The organism is Ammoniphilus oxalaticus, from assembly GCF_003609605.1.
Lineage (GTDB): Bacteria > Bacillota > Bacilli > Aneurinibacillales > RAOX-1 > Ammoniphilus > Ammoniphilus oxalaticus.
This window is the reverse complement of sequence record NZ_MCHY01000009.1, coordinates 456,037-476,517: the sequence shown is the minus strand read 5'-3', so window position 1 is coordinate 476,517 and position 20,481 is coordinate 456,037. Positions and strand designations below refer to the sequence as shown.

General features: G+C 45.4%; 21 protein-coding genes. 6 read left to right on the top strand and 15 right to left on the bottom strand.

Annotated elements, in window-relative coordinates; translation table 11 throughout:
• Positions 1-2: 2 nt before the first annotated feature.
• From BEP19_RS13800 to BEP19_RS13775, 6 genes are all read right to left on the bottom strand, one after another.
• Positions 3-920, bottom strand: a complete 918-nt coding sequence (locus BEP19_RS13800; RefSeq protein WP_120190492.1) for an RluA family pseudouridine synthase — start codon at positions 918-920, stop codon at positions 3-5.
• Positions 921-1,021: 101 nt separating this feature from the next.
• Positions 1,022-1,654, bottom strand: coding sequence for an ABC transporter ATP-binding protein (locus BEP19_RS13795; protein ID WP_120190491.1), 633 nt, complete (start codon positions 1,652-1,654; stop codon positions 1,022-1,024).
• Positions 1,644-2,573: an ABC transporter ATP-binding protein gene (locus tag BEP19_RS13790; protein ID WP_120190490.1), complete on the bottom strand. Its 930-nt coding sequence runs from the start codon at positions 2,571-2,573 to the stop codon at positions 1,644-1,646. The genes BEP19_RS13795 and BEP19_RS13790 overlap by 11 nt, the downstream gene beginning before the upstream one ends.
• 23 nt (positions 2,574-2,596) lie before the next feature.
• Complete coding sequence (locus BEP19_RS13785; protein ID WP_120190489.1) at positions 2,597-3,421, bottom strand: ABC transporter permease; 825 nt, start codon at positions 3,419-3,421, stop codon at positions 2,597-2,599.
• Positions 3,418-4,437, bottom strand: coding sequence for an ABC transporter permease (locus BEP19_RS13780; protein WP_120190488.1), 1,020 nt, complete (start codon positions 4,435-4,437; stop codon positions 3,418-3,420). Before BEP19_RS13780 ends, BEP19_RS13785 begins: the two co-directional genes overlap by 4 nt.
• Positions 4,430-6,028, bottom strand: coding sequence for an ABC transporter substrate-binding protein (locus tag BEP19_RS13775; RefSeq protein WP_120190714.1), 1,599 nt, complete (start codon positions 6,026-6,028; stop codon positions 4,430-4,432). Before BEP19_RS13775 ends, BEP19_RS13780 begins: the two co-directional genes overlap by 8 nt.
• A gap of 649 nt (positions 6,029-6,677) precedes the next feature.
• On the opposite strand from BEP19_RS13775, the gene BEP19_RS13770 reads away from it, so the two are divergent.
• From BEP19_RS13770 to BEP19_RS13760, 3 genes are read left to right on the top strand one after another with little or no spacing between them, the layout of a single operon-like run.
• Positions 6,678-7,265, top strand: coding sequence for an RNA polymerase sigma factor (locus BEP19_RS13770; protein ID WP_245983564.1), 588 nt, complete (start codon positions 6,678-6,680; stop codon positions 7,263-7,265).
• Positions 7,255-8,013 (top strand): DUF4367 domain-containing protein, encoded by a 759-nt coding sequence (locus BEP19_RS13765; protein WP_120190487.1) that lies wholly within the window; start codon positions 7,255-7,257, stop codon positions 8,011-8,013. The genes BEP19_RS13770 and BEP19_RS13765 overlap by 11 nt, the downstream gene beginning before the upstream one ends.
• On the top strand, positions 7,997-8,326 hold the full coding sequence (locus tag BEP19_RS13760) for a hypothetical protein (protein WP_120190486.1): 330 nt from the start codon (positions 7,997-7,999) through the stop codon (positions 8,324-8,326). Before BEP19_RS13765 ends, BEP19_RS13760 begins: the two co-directional genes overlap by 17 nt.
• A 312-nt stretch (positions 8,327-8,638) precedes the next feature.
• Here BEP19_RS13760 and BEP19_RS13755 read toward each other — a convergent pair whose 3' ends face one another.
• The 5 genes from BEP19_RS13755 to BEP19_RS13730 all read right to left on the bottom strand — a co-directional run bounded on the left by BEP19_RS13755 (position 8,639) and on the right by BEP19_RS13730 (position 14,679).
• Entirely contained in the window at positions 8,639-9,691 is a 1,053-nt protein-coding gene (locus tag BEP19_RS13755) for a hypothetical protein (protein ID WP_120190485.1), read from the bottom strand.
• Positions 9,692-9,702: 11 nt separating this feature from the next.
• Entirely contained in the window at positions 9,703-11,163 is a 1,461-nt protein-coding gene (locus BEP19_RS13750; RefSeq protein WP_120190484.1) for an MBOAT family O-acyltransferase, read from the bottom strand.
• Between the two features lie 216 nt (positions 11,164-11,379).
• Entirely contained in the window at positions 11,380-11,928 is a 549-nt protein-coding gene (locus tag BEP19_RS13745; RefSeq protein WP_120190483.1) for a hypothetical protein, read from the bottom strand.
• Positions 11,929-13,301: 1,373 nt separating this feature from the next.
• On the bottom strand, positions 13,302-14,183 hold the full coding sequence (gene rsiV, locus BEP19_RS13735; protein WP_120190481.1) for an anti-sigma-V factor RsiV: 882 nt from the start codon (positions 14,181-14,183) through the stop codon (positions 13,302-13,304).
• 1 nt (position 14,184) lies between these two features.
• Complete coding sequence (locus BEP19_RS13730; protein ID WP_425452786.1) at positions 14,185-14,679, bottom strand: RNA polymerase sigma factor SigV; 495 nt, start codon at positions 14,677-14,679, stop codon at positions 14,185-14,187.
• Positions 14,680-14,834: 155 nt separating this feature from the next.
• Between BEP19_RS13730 and BEP19_RS13725 the strand changes: the two genes are divergently transcribed.
• On the top strand, positions 14,835-15,701 hold the full coding sequence (locus tag BEP19_RS13725; protein ID WP_120190479.1) for a DUF1002 domain-containing protein: 867 nt from the start codon (positions 14,835-14,837) through the stop codon (positions 15,699-15,701).
• Between the two features lie 185 nt (positions 15,702-15,886).
• Here the strand turns inward: BEP19_RS13725 and BEP19_RS13720 are convergent, their stop codons facing one another.
• Both BEP19_RS13720 and BEP19_RS13715 read right to left on the bottom strand, forming a co-directional pair.
• Entirely contained in the window at positions 15,887-16,144 is a 258-nt protein-coding gene (locus BEP19_RS13720) for a YuzB family protein (protein WP_120190478.1), read from the bottom strand.
• Between the two features lie 74 nt (positions 16,145-16,218).
• Positions 16,219-17,400 (bottom strand): M20 metallopeptidase family protein, encoded by a 1,182-nt coding sequence (locus BEP19_RS13715; protein WP_120190477.1) that lies wholly within the window; start codon positions 17,398-17,400, stop codon positions 16,219-16,221.
• A 338-nt stretch (positions 17,401-17,738) separates the two neighbouring features.
• Here BEP19_RS13715 and pyrR point away from each other — a divergent pair, with 338 nt between their 5' ends.
• Positions 17,739-18,299, top strand: coding sequence for a bifunctional pyr operon transcriptional regulator/uracil phosphoribosyltransferase PyrR (pyrR, locus tag BEP19_RS13710; protein WP_120190476.1), 561 nt, complete (start codon positions 17,739-17,741; stop codon positions 18,297-18,299).
• 15 nt (positions 18,300-18,314) lie between these two features.
• Positions 18,315-19,721: a solute carrier family 23 protein gene (locus BEP19_RS13705; protein WP_120190475.1), complete on the top strand. Its 1,407-nt coding sequence runs from the start codon at positions 18,315-18,317 to the stop codon at positions 19,719-19,721.
• 221 nt (positions 19,722-19,942) lie between these two features.
• Here BEP19_RS13705 and BEP19_RS13700 read toward each other — a convergent pair whose 3' ends face one another.
• Positions 19,943-20,173 (bottom strand): hypothetical protein, encoded by a 231-nt coding sequence (locus tag BEP19_RS13700; protein WP_120190474.1) that lies wholly within the window; start codon positions 20,171-20,173, stop codon positions 19,943-19,945.
• Positions 20,174-20,230: 57 nt separating this feature from the next.
• The gene (locus tag BEP19_RS13695) at positions 20,231-20,422 is read right to left on the bottom strand and encodes a hypothetical protein (protein ID WP_147393799.1); all 192 of its coding nucleotides are present in this window, start codon (positions 20,420-20,422) and stop codon (positions 20,231-20,233) included.
• Positions 20,423-20,481 lie beyond the last annotated feature (59 nt).

Genomic DNA, 20,481 nt, shown 5'->3' with positions numbered 1-20,481 from the left:
TCTCACTCCTTTCTTAATTGGCCCGCTAATTGTTTCATATCTTCGGGCATCTCAGCCGAAAAGGACAACCTTTCACTGTTGAGCGGATGATCAAAAGAAAGTTGATGGGCGTGCAACGCTTGACGATTGATCCCAGCGTGACGCCGCCCATAAAGCGGATCGCCAACCACGGGGTGGCCCGCATGTTCAAAATGGACACGAATTTGATGTGTCCTTCCCGTCTCCAATTGAGCCTGGATGACACTCGCCTGCGAAAAACGTTCCAACACTTCAAAATGGGTCACGGCCTCATCCCCGTTTTCCCGAACGGCTCGTTTAACGGGATGATGCGGATCTTGTCCAATTGGATCGCGGAACGTCCCCGTCTGTTGTTCAAGTCGTCCCTCGACAATCGCTACGTAACCCCGCTCAATCCGCTGTTCCCGCAGCTGACGATCAAGCAACTGATGGATGTAACTACTTTTAGCAATCAAAATTAATCCCGACGTATCCTTATCTAACCGATGGACGGGACGAACCCTGCCCGTTACTCCTTTACTCAACCAATAATGAGCAATCCCATTGGCCAACGTCCCCGCTTGACCCGCTTTGATTGGATGAACAATTAAACCCGCTTGTTTGTTCACGACCAACGTATGCTCATCCTCATAAATAATGTCGAGCGGCATTTCTTGCGGCGTCAACTCGCCTTCTTCCCGATCACCGACTAGCACGCGCAACTGATCGCCGACCTTCCCTTTCTGTTTCAAAAAGGGAGTTTTTCGATTTAAAAAGAGGCCTTTCTGTCTCGTTAAACGCTGAATCATCCTGCCTGAAATCGATAGATCCTCTTTTAAAATTTGTTCAACCGTCTTTCCCGCGATGGATTCGTCGATCTCTAATTCCAGCCACTTCCCTCTAATACTTAACTTTTGACTCATCTTTGACCTCCCGTATACTGACCCTCTTTCTTCCTATTATGAGCCTTTCCCCCCTGTCTTACAAAAAAGAAAATAAAAAGCTATCCGAAAGGGTGAATACTTCATCCTCCAAATAGCTTTATCTGTTCAATTTGTCCCTCTGTAAAGTGAATCACGCGGCTACATAATCGATCGATCAGCAGCTGTTCATGACTAATCACGAGTAACCCGATATTACGCGGTTGCGCATATTCAAGCGCCGCCTGCCAAATTTGCGCTTGTGTGATTGCATCAAGCATTGTGGTCATTTCATCGGCAATCAAAAACTTCGTATTGGGTCCCAATGCTCGCGCCACGCAAAACCGTTGCAGTTCCCCACCCGACAATTCATTCGGCCAACGGTTCATCCATTCCCGTTGAATGCCGAGCATTTCAAGTAGCTTTGGATCAGGCTGACCCCCTTCACTCACAATTTCACGCATGCGCCACCGCGGGTTTACCGCCTGCTCAGGATGCTGCCAAACGAGTTGAACAGGATGAAATCCGTCCGTCGGTAACGGTTGACCATCTAGTTCGACTGAACCTTGCCGCGGCTGCTCATAGCCAGCTAAAATACGAGCGAACGTCGTCTTACCGACCCCGCTCGGCCCAACCAGCCCGACGACTTCCCCTGGTTCGATCGTCATATTGACGTCACGAAAAAGCCACGGACCACGCCCATAGCGAAAACTAAGATTAGACGCTTTAAGAGACATGATCACACCTCACCCATCCATCCCGCAGCGAACGCAACATCGGTTGCTCTTCGCGGCATGCCGCGATCGCTAATTCACAACGCGGCGCAAATGGACAGCCTGCTCCGCTCACGCCTGGCGCTGGTTGGCTGCCCCCAGTCGGAATAAATTCATTTTGCGGTAAGGCCCGCCACAATGCTTGTGTATATGGGTGACGTAAGCGCCGACCGTCTTCCGCGAAATCAGCGGCAGGGGTGATCTCAACGGTCGTTCCCGCATAAAACACAGCGATCCGATCCGCAATCGTCAACGCTGAGCCGATATCATGCGTAATCAGCATGACTGCCGCCCCGCTCGCCGCCAATTCCTTAAAATAGCCCAACGCCTGGCGCAGCGCCTCGGGATCGAGACCCGGCGTCGGTTCATCCGCAATTATTAAGCGGGCCCCGCTCACAACCGCAGTTGAAACAAGCGTTCGACGAGCCATCCCCCCCGATAACTGAAAGGGAAACAACTTCGCCACTTTATCCCCAAGCCGATACCTCGCAAACACCTTTTGCTGTTCACGAGCAGGCTCCCCCGTTTTTACAGCCGAACGCACTTGGGCTCCCACCCGCATTAACGGATCGAGAAAATTAACCGACTGCGGCACAAGGGCTATATCCCGCCCGCGTAAATCCAGTTGTCGCCTAGCGGTTAAGAGGGTTCCATCATACGTAATCGTCCCGCTCATTGTCGCGTTTTCAGGCAATATCCCAAGGATCGCATGGGCTAACAAACTTTTTCCCGAACCGCTTGCCCCGACAACAGCAACGATTTCACCCGAATGGATCGCCAGACTTAAATTTGAGATGACCTGCTGCCTCGTTTGACGCAATCCTTTCGTATAGTGTGTAAAAGAGATCGACAACTCGTTTACTTCTAAAAGCGGGTCAGACACGCGAACACCTCCCTCTCCATGATTTAACGATGCGCTTCGCGCGGATCATACACCATTCTTGCATTTTCACCTAACAGATCAAACGCGCGAGCAACGAGCAATAAACAGAGCCCTGGGAAAAAAGCGAGCCACCACATTCCCGTTGAAAGGTAACGCATCGATTCAGAAAGAATGATGCCAATCGCGGGTTGATGCGGCGACAAACCAAGTCCGAGAAACGAAATTGCCGCCTCATGCAAGATCGCATGCGGAAACAGCAACAATCCCCCGACCACCAGTTGGGAACGAAGATGCGGCAACAGATGCCGACGCGCAATCCACCAACGCGTTTTTCCCAGTTGGCGGGCAATTTGAACATAGGGAGCCGAACGCAGCTGCATCACTTCCGCCCGAATGATCCGCGTCAAACTCGGCCAATGCGTCAATGCAATCCCCACAACAACCCCTTTTAACCCGCCGCCCAAAGCAAACGAAATTAGCAGTAACGAAACAAGATGCGGCAGACTAAGAAACAAATCGACCAACCACGTAATCACACGGTCCACCATTTGCCCTAACGTCGCCGCGGCGAGACCGAGCGCCAACGCAATCGCCAGACTGCCCACCGTCGCTAACAACCCAATCCCAATACTCCATGACAATCCTTTGATCACACGCGAAAACATATCGCGGCCGAGCCAATCAGTGCCAAATAAATGGTCCCACGAAGGCGGCGCATTCCGTTGATGTAAATTGACGCTAAATTGATCGCTATCGACGAGCATACCGCCGATGAGAACAACCGCCAAAATAAGCAGGATCACCGTCGTCATCAGGACTAGTTGCGTCCTTCGATTTATCCATATCATCGGATCGCCGCTCCTTCCCGAATACGCGGATCAATCCAACGGTAAATGAGATCTGCCGCCGTGTTACCCGCAAACACAAATAAGGCGCTAAACAACACCAACCCCAACAACAATGGAACATCCCCGCGTAACCCCGCATTAACCATTGCTTGTCCTAAGCCTGGATAGGAAAAGACTTGTTCCGCCAACACTGCCCCGCCAAACAATTCGCTAAGCGAGGCAAACTGCAACGTAATCGCGGGCAACGCAATATTACGCAACCCATGCCTGCGGACTAGCGTCCAGCCAGACTCCCCTCTCGCTTTCGCAAACAGGACATAATCACTCTGTAAAACCTCGATCAACTTTTGCCTCGTATGTAATGCGACATTTGCCACCCCAATGATGCTGAGGGTGATCACCGGCAAAATTAGATGATAGATCCGATCCGCCAGCGTAACCTGTTCCGCGAGCCGTCCTGCGGGCGTCCCCATTCCCACCGGAAACATCCCAAGCCAAACGGAGAAAACCATCAATAGCAAAATCCCCATCCAAAAGGTGGGCGTAGAGGCTAACGTGTAACAATACCATTTAATCACGCGATCTACCCAGCTATTTCGTTTCATCGCGGCGATGACGCCAAGTATAAACCCAAGCGCTCCTGACAACGCCCAAGCCGCTGTCATTAAGGCAAGCGAATTCCAAAAGCGTTCGCCAATCACAGTTAAAACAGGTTGGCGATAGATCATGGAAACTCCAAAATCGCCCGCCGCTAACGCGCTCAACCACCGCCAAAATTGAACAGCGAGCGATTTGTCCAATCCCCAATAGTGGGCGATCTGGGCCCGCTGTTCAGGACTGATCCGTAACATATCCGCCCCCACATACGCTTGAATCGGATCAATCGGCGAGTTTTTCATCAATAAAAATGAAATCAAACAGACAGCAAACAACAAGCTGACAAGTCTAATTCCTTTAGCGAGGACCCATCCGATAAAAGAAAGGAGAGGGGTCCCTTTGGACCCTGACTCACTCATTCCATTTCCACTCCGTTAAATGATCTGTGATCGGCCAGCCGTGCCCATGCGGTTGAATTTTGTGTTGACCGATATCCAACTTTTCGTTAACTAAATACAAATGGTCCAAATTGACAAGCCAAGCCCAAGCCGCGTCCCCTTTCGCGCTAAAACCGTTCGAACCATCCCATTGCGCTTTCTTCCAAAATTCGTTGGCCGTCGCTTGGTCTGTTGCGGTTAAAGCTTGATCCAAATAGTGATCGACCTTCTCATTTTTATAAAATCCAGGATTAAACGATTCAATTCCCGCATATTTGCTATGGTAGAGGTTGTACATCTCAGACGGATCATGACTGCCCCAGCCCATCAGAATAGCATGCTCATGCTTTAATTTTCCGATTTCCTCCCAACCCTTTCCATCTACTGTAATCTTGATCCCCAGCGGCTTCAACATGTCTGCCGTCGCAATCGCCAACGATTGACGCGTCACATCGCTTGACGGATATACGAGCGTAAACTCCGCTCTTCGCGCGCCTTTCTCACGGATGCCATCCCCATCTTCATCCCGCCAGCCCGCTTCTTCTAACAACTGCTTTGCTCGCTCCAAATCACCGTCCTCGATAACCGTTTCTGGATTCCACCAAGGCAATCCATCAACTGGTGTATACGCAGGCGTTCCGAATCCTTCGAGCACACCCTCAACTAGAGCTTCTCGATCAATCGCGATGTTGATTGCCTGGCGAATCGCTGGATCAGCTGTGACATCATTGCCGATCGGCAATCCTTGCGCGCTCTGTTCACCCGAGTTCATAATAGGAAACACGATACCGCGATTATCGACGCTTTGCAATATTTCTAGACGCATTCCAGGCGCGCCTTGCTTGCCAAACATCACGGGAATTGCAGCGACATCAACCGTTCCCGCCTGCGCTGCGGCAAAAGCGGCGTCTTCGTTTAAAAATAAAATCGTCACCTTTTCTATAGAAGGCTTTTTGCCGTAATACAACGGATTCGCCGTCACGATCAACTGTTGCCCTTTATCCCATTGGGCAAATTGATACGGTCCCGACCCCATCGGCTGACTTGCATAATTGTCATTATGGGCGTGTTTCGGCACAATCCCCGTGGCGACAAGGGCATGAATAAAAGTTGAATGCGGCTCTTTCAAAGTAAATGTCACCATATGCTCGGCCGTCGCCTCCACTTTTTCAATGATTTGCAAATCGACAACTGAACCGCTCGCCGCTGCCGTTTCAAACGTATACTTCACGTCCGCGCTTGTCAGTGGTTCGCCATCAGAAAAAGTGACGTCATCACGCAACGTGACCGTCCAAACAAGTCCATCGTCACTAACTTCATATTCCGTAGCCAGATCATTGACAACCTTTAATTCCTGATCATATGTAAACAAGGTACTCTGAAAAAGCGGCGAGCCATAGCGCCCCCACCCTGTCGTCGGATCAAACCCTTCATCTGGTTCTGAACCGAGGGCCAACGTCAATTCATTCGAATTAGTCGTTACTCTTTCCTGTTGCGAATCCTGAGGCGCCTGTTGCCCGCAGCCCACTAAAAATAACAAAAACATGCTTACTAAAATAAACAAACGTATCATACCCATCCTCAACCTTCCTCAAATACGTGTTACGATTATGGTATATAGTAGCACGCGTTAAAAATAATGTAAACACAGATTTTACATAATGAGAACATTCGAGGTGGGCGATGTGAGCAAGGGCTAGCTGGCTGGATTTGGTCAGGCTAAATGTGGTGAAAAAACTGCATATCGGAGGATCTTGGGGGATTGGGGTGTAGTAGGGGGCCTGATTTAGTAGTTGAAACTCCACCTATTTAAACGTCACGCCTATTCTTTTGAGGAGTTAGTCGGAGAATAAACACTTAACACGGAACAATAGAAATCTCTTGTATAAAGATCGCCTTAAGCGCCCAACTTCACAGAGTGTGAACTGGTTCCACCCTTTTGCCAAGGGATGACTCTTTTAAAAAAGAAGTTGGTAAATTGGGAATTTCCTAAAATAGTTGATATTTCCCCGCCTATGCCTCGTTCCACCCTCGGTATAAAGGCATTTCTGACCTTTACACCGCCCCAAACTCCCCTTCGAATTGACGTTAAACTGGGATCACGATTCCATCTCAAAGTATTGAGTTCGCAATTCCCCCATACAATTCCGAAATTACATGATAGAATCATCTTATATAAGAACATCCCCAAAAGATAGATTGGTATAGAGAGGAGGCTACGGTTGCTTAAGAATCTGCTTTATAAATTTAAAAATAAACGCCAAGATCAACAATCTGAGCGACTCATTTATGAGATGTTTTTTGAACGTGTCTATTATGCCGCTTATTTTATCATTCAAGATCGCGAGCTTGCTCAAGACGTAGCCCAGGAAACTTTTCTAAAAGCGTTTAGACAATTACATACCGTTAAAGAAGCCGATAAACTCGGCGCTTGGTTAGCCGCGATTGCCTCCCGAACGGCGATCGATCAGCTTAGAAAGTTAAAAAGATGGAACGATTCGGCTACGGAGGACATTATTATCGACCATGAGCTTTCGAAAAGGGATTTTTATGTTTCAGAGGTTGAAAGCATAATTGAAAATGAAGCGCTAAAAAAGCTTTTATTGCAGCAATTGGACGAACTGAGGCCAGATCACAAACAAGTTTTACTTCTTAGATACATTCATGACATGACAAACGCTGAAATAGCCGAGGCCTTGGGTGTTAACGTTGGCACAGTCAAAACACGCCTTTACCGAGCGAGGTTAAAGTTTAGAGAGGTTTTAGAACAAAGGCCTGATGTAAAGGAGTTGATTGCCAATGCAAGATAAAAATAAAGGTTTGGAACGCGTAATCAGTGAAATCCTGCAGGAAAAAATCAATCAATTTCCTTCGCCTCCCCTTTCAACCCAAGATTCGTGGGAACAATTTCAGAACCGTCAAGAACGGAGCAAATCACCTCGTTTTCACCCAAAAGCTAGGATTTTCGCCGCCTCTGTATTGTTCATTATAAGTTCATTGATCTTTTTTTCTCCTCAGAGCGGATCCGCCTTTCAACGGTTGACAGAAATGTTTCATACCATCCAAGGTACAGCCGCCCAATTGTTTGTAAAAGTAGGGGATCGAATCGAGGGCAAAGACGCTCCTGGGTCAGGTGAAATCTCAATTGTTGAGGGTTACGAAGTGACTTCCGAGAACATGAGCCTAGATGAAGCGCGGCAAGAGACAGCTTTCGAAATTATATTGCCTGATGTCATTCCAGTTTCTGCTGTTTTGCAGGAAGTGCTCGTTATCAAAAGCAGCGAAGAAAAAAGCAATGAAATCTATTTAATTTATGAAGGGGAACAGACTACTTTTACAATTAATGAAAAGCGAATTGAGGAACAATTTGGTATGGGAATTTCCGTTGATCGCGAGGATACAAAGATCGAAGAATTGACCATCAATGGCCGCCAGGCAAGTTTACTCCTCTATAAAAATGGAGTAAATCAGTTATTCTGGACAACACCGGAGTTTTATTATTCGATTGAAGGAAAACTGAGTAAAGAGGAGATCATTGGAATTGCGAAATCGATGTAGATTAACAACCCTATATTTACTCAGTATATCAAGTTTATTACTACTTTCGGCGTGCGGCGAAACGCATTCATCAACTACTTCGATGTTAATTATCACCGAGAAAGGCCAATGCGGTAATCAACAGTGGATAAAGGCATACGATCCTAATAATCAATCCAGCGCTGAAACGTTTAAATTGATGGTGGAGCAAGAATTGAACTGGAGCTTGATTGAAGTTGATCGGGAGTACTTTACAACGTACTCTCGAAAAGGCAACAAACCTTGGATATTGAATCAAATTGAATACCCTAAAGAACCAATGAAACCATTATAAATACCATGGGATTGAACGACTCAGTTTAAGAGGGATCAAATAGTCAATTTATCTTGTCTTTTTGATCCCTCTATATTTTAACATCCTTTATGTAGGAAAATATGGTGTTTGCGCAACCCACTATTAATAAACAAGCGCTTTCAATTACGCTCCATACCTTTTCCAACTGTCCTTGTTGTAATCTGATAACAAATACCATTGAACACGATCTCATCGGAATCATTTAAAACAAATTCCTCTTTCCCACATTTCACGATCATCTATATACTCCTCTAAATGGATTCAACAATCTAGATCGTTTTATAGAATAGATTATCTTCCCACCTCAATCTGCTGTTTCATAAAGTTTAAATGCTGCTCGACATTTTCCGCTGTTACATAAATCCCAAAATCGGAGGGCAGCTCCTCTTTTTCATAATCAGTCAATCGATGGGCAATCATCGTTCCAATCTCAGGATAAAAGTGAACCTCGTCAAAATAATGAGATAGATCGTCTGTAACCGAATTAACGTACATGAAATTATAAACGCCGTCATAAATTTCGACCACTTCCTTTACCCATTTTTGATACGCATCCCAATTAACCTCTTGGCCTAAAATAAGTTGAATCCGCTCCGCAGCCATTGGCTCAATAAACAACAAAAACTCCGTATTTGGATTGTTTCTTTTTATCTCTTTTAGGATTTCGAAGTATTCAGGGTCAACCGGATATTCGCTCGATGATTCCTGTTTAAATCGCCGTTTATACGCCTCCATCGTTTGTTCGATCTCATCATTGATAAAATTTGTTTTCGCCACATTATCCCGTGTATAATACCGTGGTCCCAAATATTGCTCCGACCTAGAGTACAGTTGATTCCTTTTCGCCCTCTCAAACATATCGAAGGAAAAAAGAGATCTAACGCGGTAAAAAGGAGCATCCGTCGTTTTGTGATACGTTTCTAGCGGTCGTTGTCTCCCAATCACTCCTTTGCGAAATCCATCAAAATACAGCTCCATTACGATATAATCAAACTCTTTTCCATTAATCCTTTTCGCATATTCAATATAATCATGGTACTCGTCAATCCCCATTTCACTCACCGCATAGTTAAAAGCGCGATGCCCTTTGAACTCATGTTGATCAATAAAAGTGGTTCGACTAGTGCCGACGATCAACGTATCATAATCAAACGAAGAGTGCGTCACCTTATTCATTTTCTGCTGTCGTTCATCAAAGCCAAGATTCACCGCATTAGATGGATGAGCGTGTTCAAAGTTCCAAAGCGGATCGATATAATAGTTGTAAATCACAATCCCGATAAAAGGGAGCGCCACCAGCAAAGTGATCATCAACGTGTTCCGCAACCATTTTTTATACTGCATCCCTGTCACCCTTAAAAATTGAAATAGAGAAATTCGCTCACATTTTGCGTTGAAAAAGCAGCGTAGATTAAAACGAATGCGATGCCAACAACGAGCGCTGAACGCTTCCAATCCGGTTGAAATCGTTCAGTCCATTGCATGGAGTTATTGACAGCAAGCACTAATACCAGGGCAATAAGAAGGTAAATGACAATCGTTAAAAACTCAGCAACAAACAGCTGATCGAAATTTACGCCCTGATTAAATAAAAGACTCCACTCGCGCTCTCCTTTTGCCTGAATAATCGGCCTAAACCCATTTAAACCGACCATCCCTTCTAGCATTTTAACGGCGTCTGACCAGGTGTTTGCCCGAAAAAACACCCATGACAAATTAACAAAGTTAAACGTGATGAACCACGCAAGCGCCTTATTCATGTGTAGATTAAATGAATTCCAGTAGCGATAGATGACCGAAGCCAGCCCATGTAAAAATCCCCAAAAAACAAATGTCCAGCCGGCGCCATGCCAAATCCCACTGATTAAGAAAATTATCATCACGTTGAGATACGTCCGAACCTTTCCTTTTCTGCTTCCGCCAAGCGGGAAATAGATGTAATTCGTTAAAAAACGGCCGAGCGTAATGTGCCATCTTCTCCAAAACTCTTGGATATTGAGCGATTTATACGGCGAATCAAAGTTGATTGGCAACTTAATATTAAAGAGCAACGCCGCCCCGATCGCCATATCGCTATATCCACTAAAATCAAAATAAAGCTGAAACGAGTACGACAAAACGGCAATCCATGATTCCACAAAAGTTAGCGCAGTCTGATGATCAAAACCTTCCGTAGCCCAAACCGCGAATGTATCCGCGACGACCACTTTTTTAAATAACCCGATAAAAAAGATAAAGATACCAAGCGAAACGTTTCTATAATTCAAAACTTTATTTCTAACGCTTTGGTATTGCGTCATAATTTCCTTATGATGGACGATCGGCCCTGCGATCAACTGCGGAAAGAAACTAATAAATAAACAATAATCCAAAAAACGGGAACTTCCTGTTTCTTTTCGGTATAAATCAACCAAGTAGGCAATCTGCTGAAACGTAAAAAAACTGATCGCTAACGGAAGAGCTAAACGTTTCAAAGCAAGGTTCGTTGAGAAAACAAGATTGAGACTATCAGCAAAAAAATCATAGTACTTAAAATAGCCGAGCAACCCGATATTAAAGAGGAGCCCGATGATTAACAGAACTCTTTTACCCGATTGCGCCTTAGCATTCATCGCATAACCAATGCTAAAATTTACGACAATGGGGATTATAATTAATGGCAAATACGCCACATTCCACCAACTGTAAAAAACCAACGAGCTTAAAATTAACCAAATTTTTGACAGCTCGGTTAACTTCCTTTTATTCAAGATGAAATAGATAATGAAAACGATCGGTAAAAAGATAAAAATAAATTCAAAAGAGTTAAAAAGCATGATTGGTCCCCTACTTGTATAATCAGCATACTGAAACTAAACAAAATGAATACATCCTATGAATATACTGACGAAATTCTAAGTAGAAAGTTGCTAAAATCGTGATGTAATACCGTATTATTTGCCTATCCTCATCAATTATAAGGAGTTTTTCACGTGTTTTGGTAAACGAAATTACAGAATGAGGGTACTGCCTATTCGATTCAGCAAAGTCATCTATTTTTTGACGGGCGATACTGACGAATAGATGACTTCACCCGATTCGGAATACGCTTCTATATTGATCGGGAGTTCCATCTCCTCGTTCACCTCTTTAAAGAAAAAGTGATCCCCGTTGACATTGAATAGATGTACATCGTCATAAATCTTCCTCTTGTTTTCTACGGTCAGCCTTTTGATTTTTGGATTGATAATTTGACCGAAATAATAAGTATTCCCTTGTCCATCTCCGCTTGCTCCCCACGTGATTTCTTCATCGTCGGCAGCAGGTGGATAGTGAACGGATGATAGCAACTGCTTAACTCTCCATAACCCCAGGCTGTTTTCTTCCAATCGGGCAATCGCCACACCGTGACCCATTCTGATAATCGTTAGCCACGAGTCATCTATCCTTTCAAGAAAAAGGACCTTCGTCGCTGGCCGCGACCACTTCTTGGTAGATTTAAAGACATCTTCTCTGCTTGGTTCTTGGTTGTGATTGTACATGACGATTGAAACAAAAATAAACCCGATTACGAATAAACTAACCAATACTTTTTTAAACATAGACCCTCCCCCCTTATACAAATATCATAATATGATATCATTTGATATCAAGGATGCCCAGCGTGTCGATCACCTTTGTTCACATAGTGTGAATTAGGATGACCTCCATCTCCTCCTAACGGCAAATGTGGATAGAGGCCTCTAGCCTTTTTGAGTAATATTGTAAGTTTGCATATTTTAATGATTTAGGGAGGAAAGCTCTATTGATAAAAAGTAAACAGATGTTTTGGTTTTCGCTCACTCTTTTGTCCGTATCGATGATTTTAAATTTCCCTTTTCCACATAAATATCCTATTGGGGAAGCGATTTCTATCGCATTAAATATACCGCTCAGTTTTGCAAATGGATTTCACACGGTTGGCCTAATAACTTTGCTTTTACTTATTACCGGTCTCTATTTTCTTTCGAAGTCTTTGAGGAAAAATCGGGGCCGATTTGTTTTCATTGCCATTCTCATCGTATCTTTTGTCCCCATCTTTATAATCGATTCATACCAAAAGACTTTAGCGAAAGGGATTTATGCTGTTTCCTATTCAAGTGAGCAAAGTAATTACAGTTTTGAGATGGCCAATGAGGGGATACTGCATGGCGAGTGCTCGCTTTCATTTAGAAACAATAGTAACAAAGAGGTTCGCTTCACCGTTGAATTTTATGAGGACCCTCATTTTAGGAGCAATCCGCCCACTGTATCACTTTTGAATCATACAGTCCCTTTCGAGGTAATACTTGGAGCAAAGGAAAGTAAACGCGTCCATTTTGAGAAATCTATTGATGTGTCGAGCATGGAAAACCATATTCACAGCGGTGGCGGGACAGGGGTAAATATTATCATCAAATCGGGGGAAAAAAGTAGAAATTTGTGAATCAACGTTGCATTTCGCAACGCTGATACGGTTGGGAAACGGCTGTAAAGGCATTCTAGGCCGTTGTATGTGTCGGACAGCCGATTGGAGACGTTGTAAGGGCGCTTTTGACCCTTACAGCCCGAATTATCTGCCTTTGGTCATTTTTTGCTTCTCTAAGGGCATTTTAGGCCGTTGCATGAGCGGGCAGCGGGGGTGAAGACGTTGTAAGGGCGCTTTTGACCGCTAGAAACGGCAACTAACATCAACCTAGATCATGCAAGGGGATTCAGCGCCTTCCCTCCTTTCCATCGCAAAAAAGAGCGGGTGAAACCCACTCCGCAACTCGACCAGGGGCCCGCCATTATAAAAAGCGGGAAAAGACCCGCTCTACAGCTCGTCTCACCCGCTTTTTCTCCACTCACCCCGCAACACCCCGCCATCCCCCAGCCACTTTTCCTCCATAATCGCAGTAACCGCTACTCTTCTAGCCAGCATACAACTCTATTTCTACGCATCTTGCCCTGCGTCCTATTTTATAACGTCCTGTCCGTCCACCAACAGCCCATCGATCACGTCGGTCGGCACCACAAATTCCACCGTACCCATGTACCCTGGCGCGACTTCGTATTTATCAAAGGCGATGACAAGTTTCCCCTGCTCATTAATATAAAAATTTTGGTCTTCAGCAATCGTCTCAAAACGTCCAACCATGACATCATCTTCCCCCGCGCCTTTGACCCAATAAACAAGATCCGGATCAGACGCCATCTGTTCTTTCATTTGCTTTTGAATGTTGTCGCTGATCACGCCAATGTAACCATCATTTTTAAACAGGCTTGGCAAGGTAATCAGCAATTGCTGCTGCTTATCAATCGTGTCATATTTAAAGGTGGTTGAGGAAGATGCAGCCGTATTAACCACATAGCGACCAATTGATAAAATCTGATCGTTGTCTGTTTTTATGACATAACCGCTATCTAATCCCATATGCCCACCGCCATTTTGCTCTAATAGCTCCATTTCCGCGATAAACTCATCGTACAACTTTTTACCTTCCTCCAGATACTTCTGGTTCAACGTTTCTTCCAGTGCTTCATTTCCTGTATTTTCAATCGCGGGCACCTTGATATTTGCCTCCATCGTTCCATCGGCGACACGATATTCTTTAAACGTCAGCACTTTTGCAATTGAACCAAGCAACGGCACTTCGGCCAACGATTGGGCAAAAACGGGACTGGCGTTTAATCCTGCCATAAACAAAACAGCTGCTGCCACGCCTCCCATGACACTGTTTCGCAACAGATGGCTCCTCTTTTTAGGTTTCAATGCCTGCTCGACCACTTCATCAAGTTCAACGGGAATTTCAATCCGCTCATATTGTTCCTTCAGGCGCTCCATCTTTTTACTCATCCTATTCAACCTCCATCAAGTCCTCATCGCTCATTGTTACGCGCAATTCCTGCAATCCCCGATACAATCTCGTTTTAATTGTATTGATATTTTCATCAAGCGTTTCCGCAATTTCGTCAATCTTTAAATCCTCAAAGTAACGAAGAATAATTATCGTCCGATATGCATGCGGCAAATCATCGAGCGCCCGCTCAAGGTCAAGATTCGTATACTGATCCTCGGTTTGCGGACTATGAAATTCCAACAGCTGATCATCCATCACTTGGACCCGCTGCTGTTTACGCAAAAAATCCAACGAAGTATTGATCACAATTCGATAGAACCAACTTTTCAGCGCATTTATCGTTTTCAATGTATGGATATTAATCAACGCTTTTTGAATAGAATCTTGCGTAATATCTAGAGCATCCTCCTTATTTTTTACATAACTGAAAGCCAGTCGATAAACGTTATCTTTATGTTCCCTAATAAAATTGACTAGCGATTCGTTTGACACCGCCATCGTCGCCCTCCTCTCCGCTTGCGGCCCTCTCTACTACAAAAGACGGACCAGCATCATAAAAAGTTTGTTTTTGCATAGATCAATAGAGAATCATTTCAATTTGCTGTAAAATAGAGACAGGCGATTGATGTCAAGAAGGGGAGAAAATGATGAAGAATAGGTTACTCGCTTTATTACTTAGTGTTTGTTTGCTATCCGTTCCTCTTACCGCGTTTGCGGATAGCGCCCCAGGCGATGTGATTATCACTTTGGGAGAAAACTTAAACGAACAGCAAAAGACGGCCCTCTTATCTGAAATGGGCAATCCTGAAGAACCGCTGATCGTGTACGTAACCAATCAAGAAGAGCATAAATATTTAGGAGAATATATATCGAAAGCGCAAATCGGCACCCGAGCAATCTCATCCTCCAGAATTATTATTGGGGAAAAAGACTCCGAGCTGAGTGTAACGACCCACAATATTACATGGGTATCAGACGATATGTACATGAACGCAATGTCGACAGCGGGCGTAAAAGATGCCGAAGTGTATGTCACTGCTCCATTTGCCGTGTCAGGGACAGCCGCTTTAACAGGAATTCTCAAAGCGTATGAAACGACGATGAACATTAAGATTCCTGAAGAACAAAAACAAGTGGCTAATGAGGAAATGGTCAAAACAGCGAAGCTTTCAGAATCGATCGGCGATGATAAAGCGGTCCAGTTTATGAACGAAGTCAAACAAGAAATTGCGAAGAATCCGCCGAAAACAACGGAAGACATCCGCGCCTTAATCCAGAGAGTGGCGGAGCAATTGGGGATTCAATTAACAGGCGATGAGTTAAACGGGCTGGTCAGTTTATTCGATAAAATGCGAAACCTGAATATCGACTGGCAACAAGTCGGTAAAAACTTAGAAATCGCCAAGGGGAAGTTTGATGAGATTATGCAGCAAGAAGAAACGAAAAACTTCCTTTCTGCATTTGGCGCTTTCTTTAAAAAGTTAATTTCGATTATAAACGGCTGGTTCAACTAAACGAAACGAGCGCGTGAAAAGCGGTGGAGAGCCCATCTTCCCCCGCTTTTTTGCGTTACGCGCCCTCTGCCTTTTCTACACACTCCAAGAGCTCTTCAAAGGCAATCAAAAAAGAGGCTGCGCCAGAAAACACTTCCGTTTCCTAGCATAGCCCCTTCACTGCGCTTCCGATTACGCGCCTTTTATTACGTTGTCGGGGAAACCTTCTTCCTTCTTGCTGCTCGTTTCACCGCTTTATCCACTTTGTCCACTAACTCTTCTTCCGTCACAGCCGTAACATGTCTGCCATTGATGATTGCAAACAATTTTTTATGTCCGATCCCGCAGTAAGATTGGCACCCCATGACGATTTCCGCTTCGGGGTCTACCTGTTTTAACAGAGGGAGCAACGTTTTCACATTTGTCGTCCGGCACTCATCACAAATTTTAAATTCATTTGCCATCCATAAAACCTCTCTTTAAGTCGATACCCTTAGTATAGGGAAAAAAGCGCAAAAAACAAAACTAAAAAGTGGTTTTATTTAAGTAAATGTCGAGCAACAGCGGCTAGGAATACTTTTCCACCGATAATCATCGCTCGTTCGTCAACGTCAAACTTCGGATGGTGATGCGGGTAAACCGCGTTCAGCTCCGAATTTTCTCCACCGACAAAGAAAAACGTTCCAGGAACTTTTTGCAAATAGTAAGCAAAATCTTCGCCGCCCATAATGGGCGTTAATGGTTTGACTTGATCCGCTCCGACGATCGGTTTCGCCGCTTCTTCAATCCACTTGGTCGGTTCCGCATGATTGTTAACCGCTGGGTATCCGCGCAAAAACTCAATCCGCGCCTTAGCCCCCGCCGCTCGGCATGTTGCCTCGGTCACTTCTTTTAAAGCTTGCTCCATCAACGCTCGCACATCGTCATCAAAGGAACGGATCGTCCCTCTAAGTTGAGCGGTTCCCGGAATGACGTTAAACGCATTTCCGCTCACAAATGAACCCACGGTTAACACAGCTGGTTTCAATGGATCGACACGCCGACTGACGATTTGCTGCAAATTCAGCACGAGCTGACTACCGACTACGATCGGGTCGACTGTAACATGAGGCGTCGCTCCGTGTCCGCCTTTTCCTTCAATATGAATGATAAAATCGTCGACCGCAGCCATCATGTATCCTTCCGTCACTCTCACTTCCCCGTACGGAATGCCCGCCCACACATGGTAACCGTAAATGACATCGACATCGTCTAAACAACCATCTTCGATCATCGGTTTGGCTCCGCCTGGCGAAACCTCCTCAGCGAATTGGTGAATAAACACGACGTTTCCAGCAAGTTCTTCCTTGCGCTCGACTAACACTCGAGCAACCCCGATCAGTGTTGCGGTATGTAGATCATGACCGCAAGCGTGCATCACACCTGGCACCCGCGATTTATAATCCACTTCTTTCTCGTCTTGAATCGGCAACGCATCAAAATCTGCGCGCAATGCGACTGTCGGTCCTGGTTTTCCGCCGCGCAAAGTAGCGACAACCCCTCGTCCGCCAACTTCTGTCCGTACATCTAAACCAAGCTCTCGATGAATGGCGGCAATTTTTCGCGGGGTCTCGACTTCCTGAAAAGAAAGTTCGGGATACATATGAAGTTCGCGGCGCAACTGAACCATCTCTTCATAAAATTGTTCTAAGCGTTGCAACATTGGGTTTAGCCTCTTCATTTACCCACCTTCGATCGTTAAAAATTATTTCTCTTACGTCGTATCATATCATATTTTTGCAAAAAAGGAGGACCCTCAGTCGGCTGGAAATCGATACCCAGTTGACAAAATAAGCGAGCGCATGACATAATGTGTGCAATTGAACAGAGTACCTTTAACTCAGTCCCGTGAGGCTGGCAAGGTCGTCGGATACAAGGCATTCCAAGCTTATTCAGCTGTGGGATAGCCGTTTATGTAGCATGAGCGAATGTAGAGCTCCTTGTCAACGATGACAGGGAGCTCTTTGTTTTTGCCGACCCTAGCGCATACTATTACAGCAAAAGGAAGGATGGATCGTGATGACGACAACAGAGCATTTCCAAGAAAAAAGTGTGATTCTAGACGAAGCAGCCATGCGCCGCGCCTTAACGCGGATCGCCCATGAAATCATCGAACGAAACAAAGGGGTTGAAGACAGCGTCTTGGTCGGAATTCGCACACGCGGCATTTATCTCGCTAATCGACTGGCGGAACGGATTCAGCAAATTGAAGGGTTGGAAATTCCCGTAGGGGACTTGGATATCACGCTCTACCGTGATGACTTGACCGAAATGGAAAGAGAAGCAAAGCCGATTATTAAAGATACAAACTTGCCCGATATTAATTGCAAAAAAGTAATCCTCGTCGATGACGTGCTGTTTACTGGACGCACGGTGCGAGCCGCTCTTGACGCGTTAATGGACAAGGGTCGTCCAGAAATGATTCAACTGGCGGTCTTGATTGATCGCGGTCACCGCGAGCTGCCGATTCGCCCTGATTTTGTTGGAAAAAACGTGCCCACCTCACGGTCTGAAATTATTACGGTTGAGCTAAATGAAATCGACAACCAAGAACGAGTGGCTATCAAAGAGAGCCTCTAGAAAGAAGGAATGAACATGGCTAAAACGAAAGATTTTATTGATACACATGAGACCCCGCCACTACAAAAATGGGTTCCGTTAAGTTTACAACATTTATTCGCGATGTTCGGGGCCACGGTGCTCGTACCGTTATTAACTGGACTCGATGTCCAAGCCGCGCTTTTATCCAGTGGACTTGGAACACTCTTATTTATCTTTTTAACAAAAGGGAAAGTGCCCAACTACCTTGGCTCTTCCTTCGCTTTTATCGGTCCAATTATTTCTGTGTCCGCAAGCGATGCGGGATACGGGGCGGCCATGCTCGGTTGTTTATTAGCGGGGATGGTGTACGTGATCGTCGCCGCGATCGTTTCAAAAGCGGGTGTCGATTGGCTCAATCGGTTACTGCCGCCCGTCGTGATTGGCTCGATCATTATCGTGATTGGTTTGAGCGTCGCGGGCGTTGCCGTTAACTGGGCGTTGCACGATCCGCTTTCTCCTGATCCGAATAATCCGCTTTATTCGCTTGCCGCGGTCGAAGTCGCTTTTATTACATTGATTGCTACGGTCGTTTTTATGGTTTTCTTTAAAGGATTTTTATCGGTCATTCCGATTTTAGCGGGGATGGTGACAGGGTATGCGTATACGGCGATCCGTCACCCTGAATGGCTGGACTTCGCAAAGATTACGAATGCCGCTTGGTTGGTCCCTCCGAAAGATATGTTTGATAACCATATGCTTACGACGCAGCTGTTCGAAGCTTTCACTTCACCGTCCGCATGGATTGCCGCGGCGATTATTGTGCCCGTTGCGTTCGTCACATTGGCGGAACACATCGGTCACTTGCTCGTCACAGGAAATGTGATGAATCGGAATTTGATGAAAGATCCAGGGCTACACCGCACGTTGCTAGGCGATGGACTTGCCACCTCGTTAGCCGCTTTTATCGGGGGACCGCCAAACACGACGTATGGGGAAAATATTGGGGTGCTAGCGATTTCCAAAGTGTATAGTCGCAACGTAATCGGCCTCGCTGCCGTGTTTGCAATCTCGTTCGCTTTTATCGGGAAAATTGGGGCTGCCTTAATGACGATTCCTGAACCCGTGTTAGGCGGTGTGACGATCGTGCTATTCGGAACGATTGCCGCGCAAGGGATGCGAATGTACGTCGAACACAAAATTGACTTCGCTGAAAAGCGTAACATGGTCATCGCCGCAATCATTCTCGTGACAGGAATCGGCGGATTCAAACTGGAATTTCACGATTTCACCATCCGCCATTTTATCGCCAACCTTACGATCGATAACATTGCGATGGCTACATTTTTAGGAATCTTGCTGCACGCTTTGTTACCTGGCAAAGAAGTTGCTTTCGGGGAAGCTCCTGCGGAAGCTGCGGAGGGCGTGGATTCGGATTTACAATTAGAGGAGACTGGTTCGTAAACGGTATTCTCCCCCTTCATTATCGAATATTGTGGATGGCATCTATCCATGCCGAAAAAAGCTGAGATAAGTGACTTATCTCAGCTTTTTTAATTGGAGTTTGAATAATAGCAAGACGTTAATGATTAATGAGCGACCATGAAACCCATTTTTCAAGCGGTGCGGGCGTTCATTGAGACAATAACATATAACGCATGAATGGACCGAGATATCCAAATAATTCAAGCCAGGATCGCTACATAGCCAAGCCAACCAACGATCACGAAGTTTGGAAACATCAACAAACCCGCTAACCACCTCTTATTTTTTCTAAGGGTTAGCGCCGTCACTAGGTAAAAGATCGGAAGCGTCAATCCCCACCATCGAAACAGCGGTGTTGCAGCCAAATATAACGACATTGGACTAATCAGTAAAGCGGCAAAGACAAAGTACTTTGACTTTTTAAAATACAAAGCGACGACCGCAAAAATAAGCGAACTGATCGTAAACGGCCATAATAACAGTCCGATCTACTCCCCTCCACTTTCCTTTTTTGGTTTCTGAAAAAAGAAGTCTGCCGTGATGATGATTGCGATTCCAACCCCAACAATGATTAGTGGTTTCTCAGGCATGTAGAGGTAATCAAAAATTCCTAAGCCAAGAAAAAAGCATAGAAGTCCAATCCAAAATAGAATTCTGCCAATCACAGTATGTCTTTTCACCGCGTTTACCCCTCCCCCAAACGATCCTTTTTCGGTTGCAATACTAGTCCCGAAAAAAA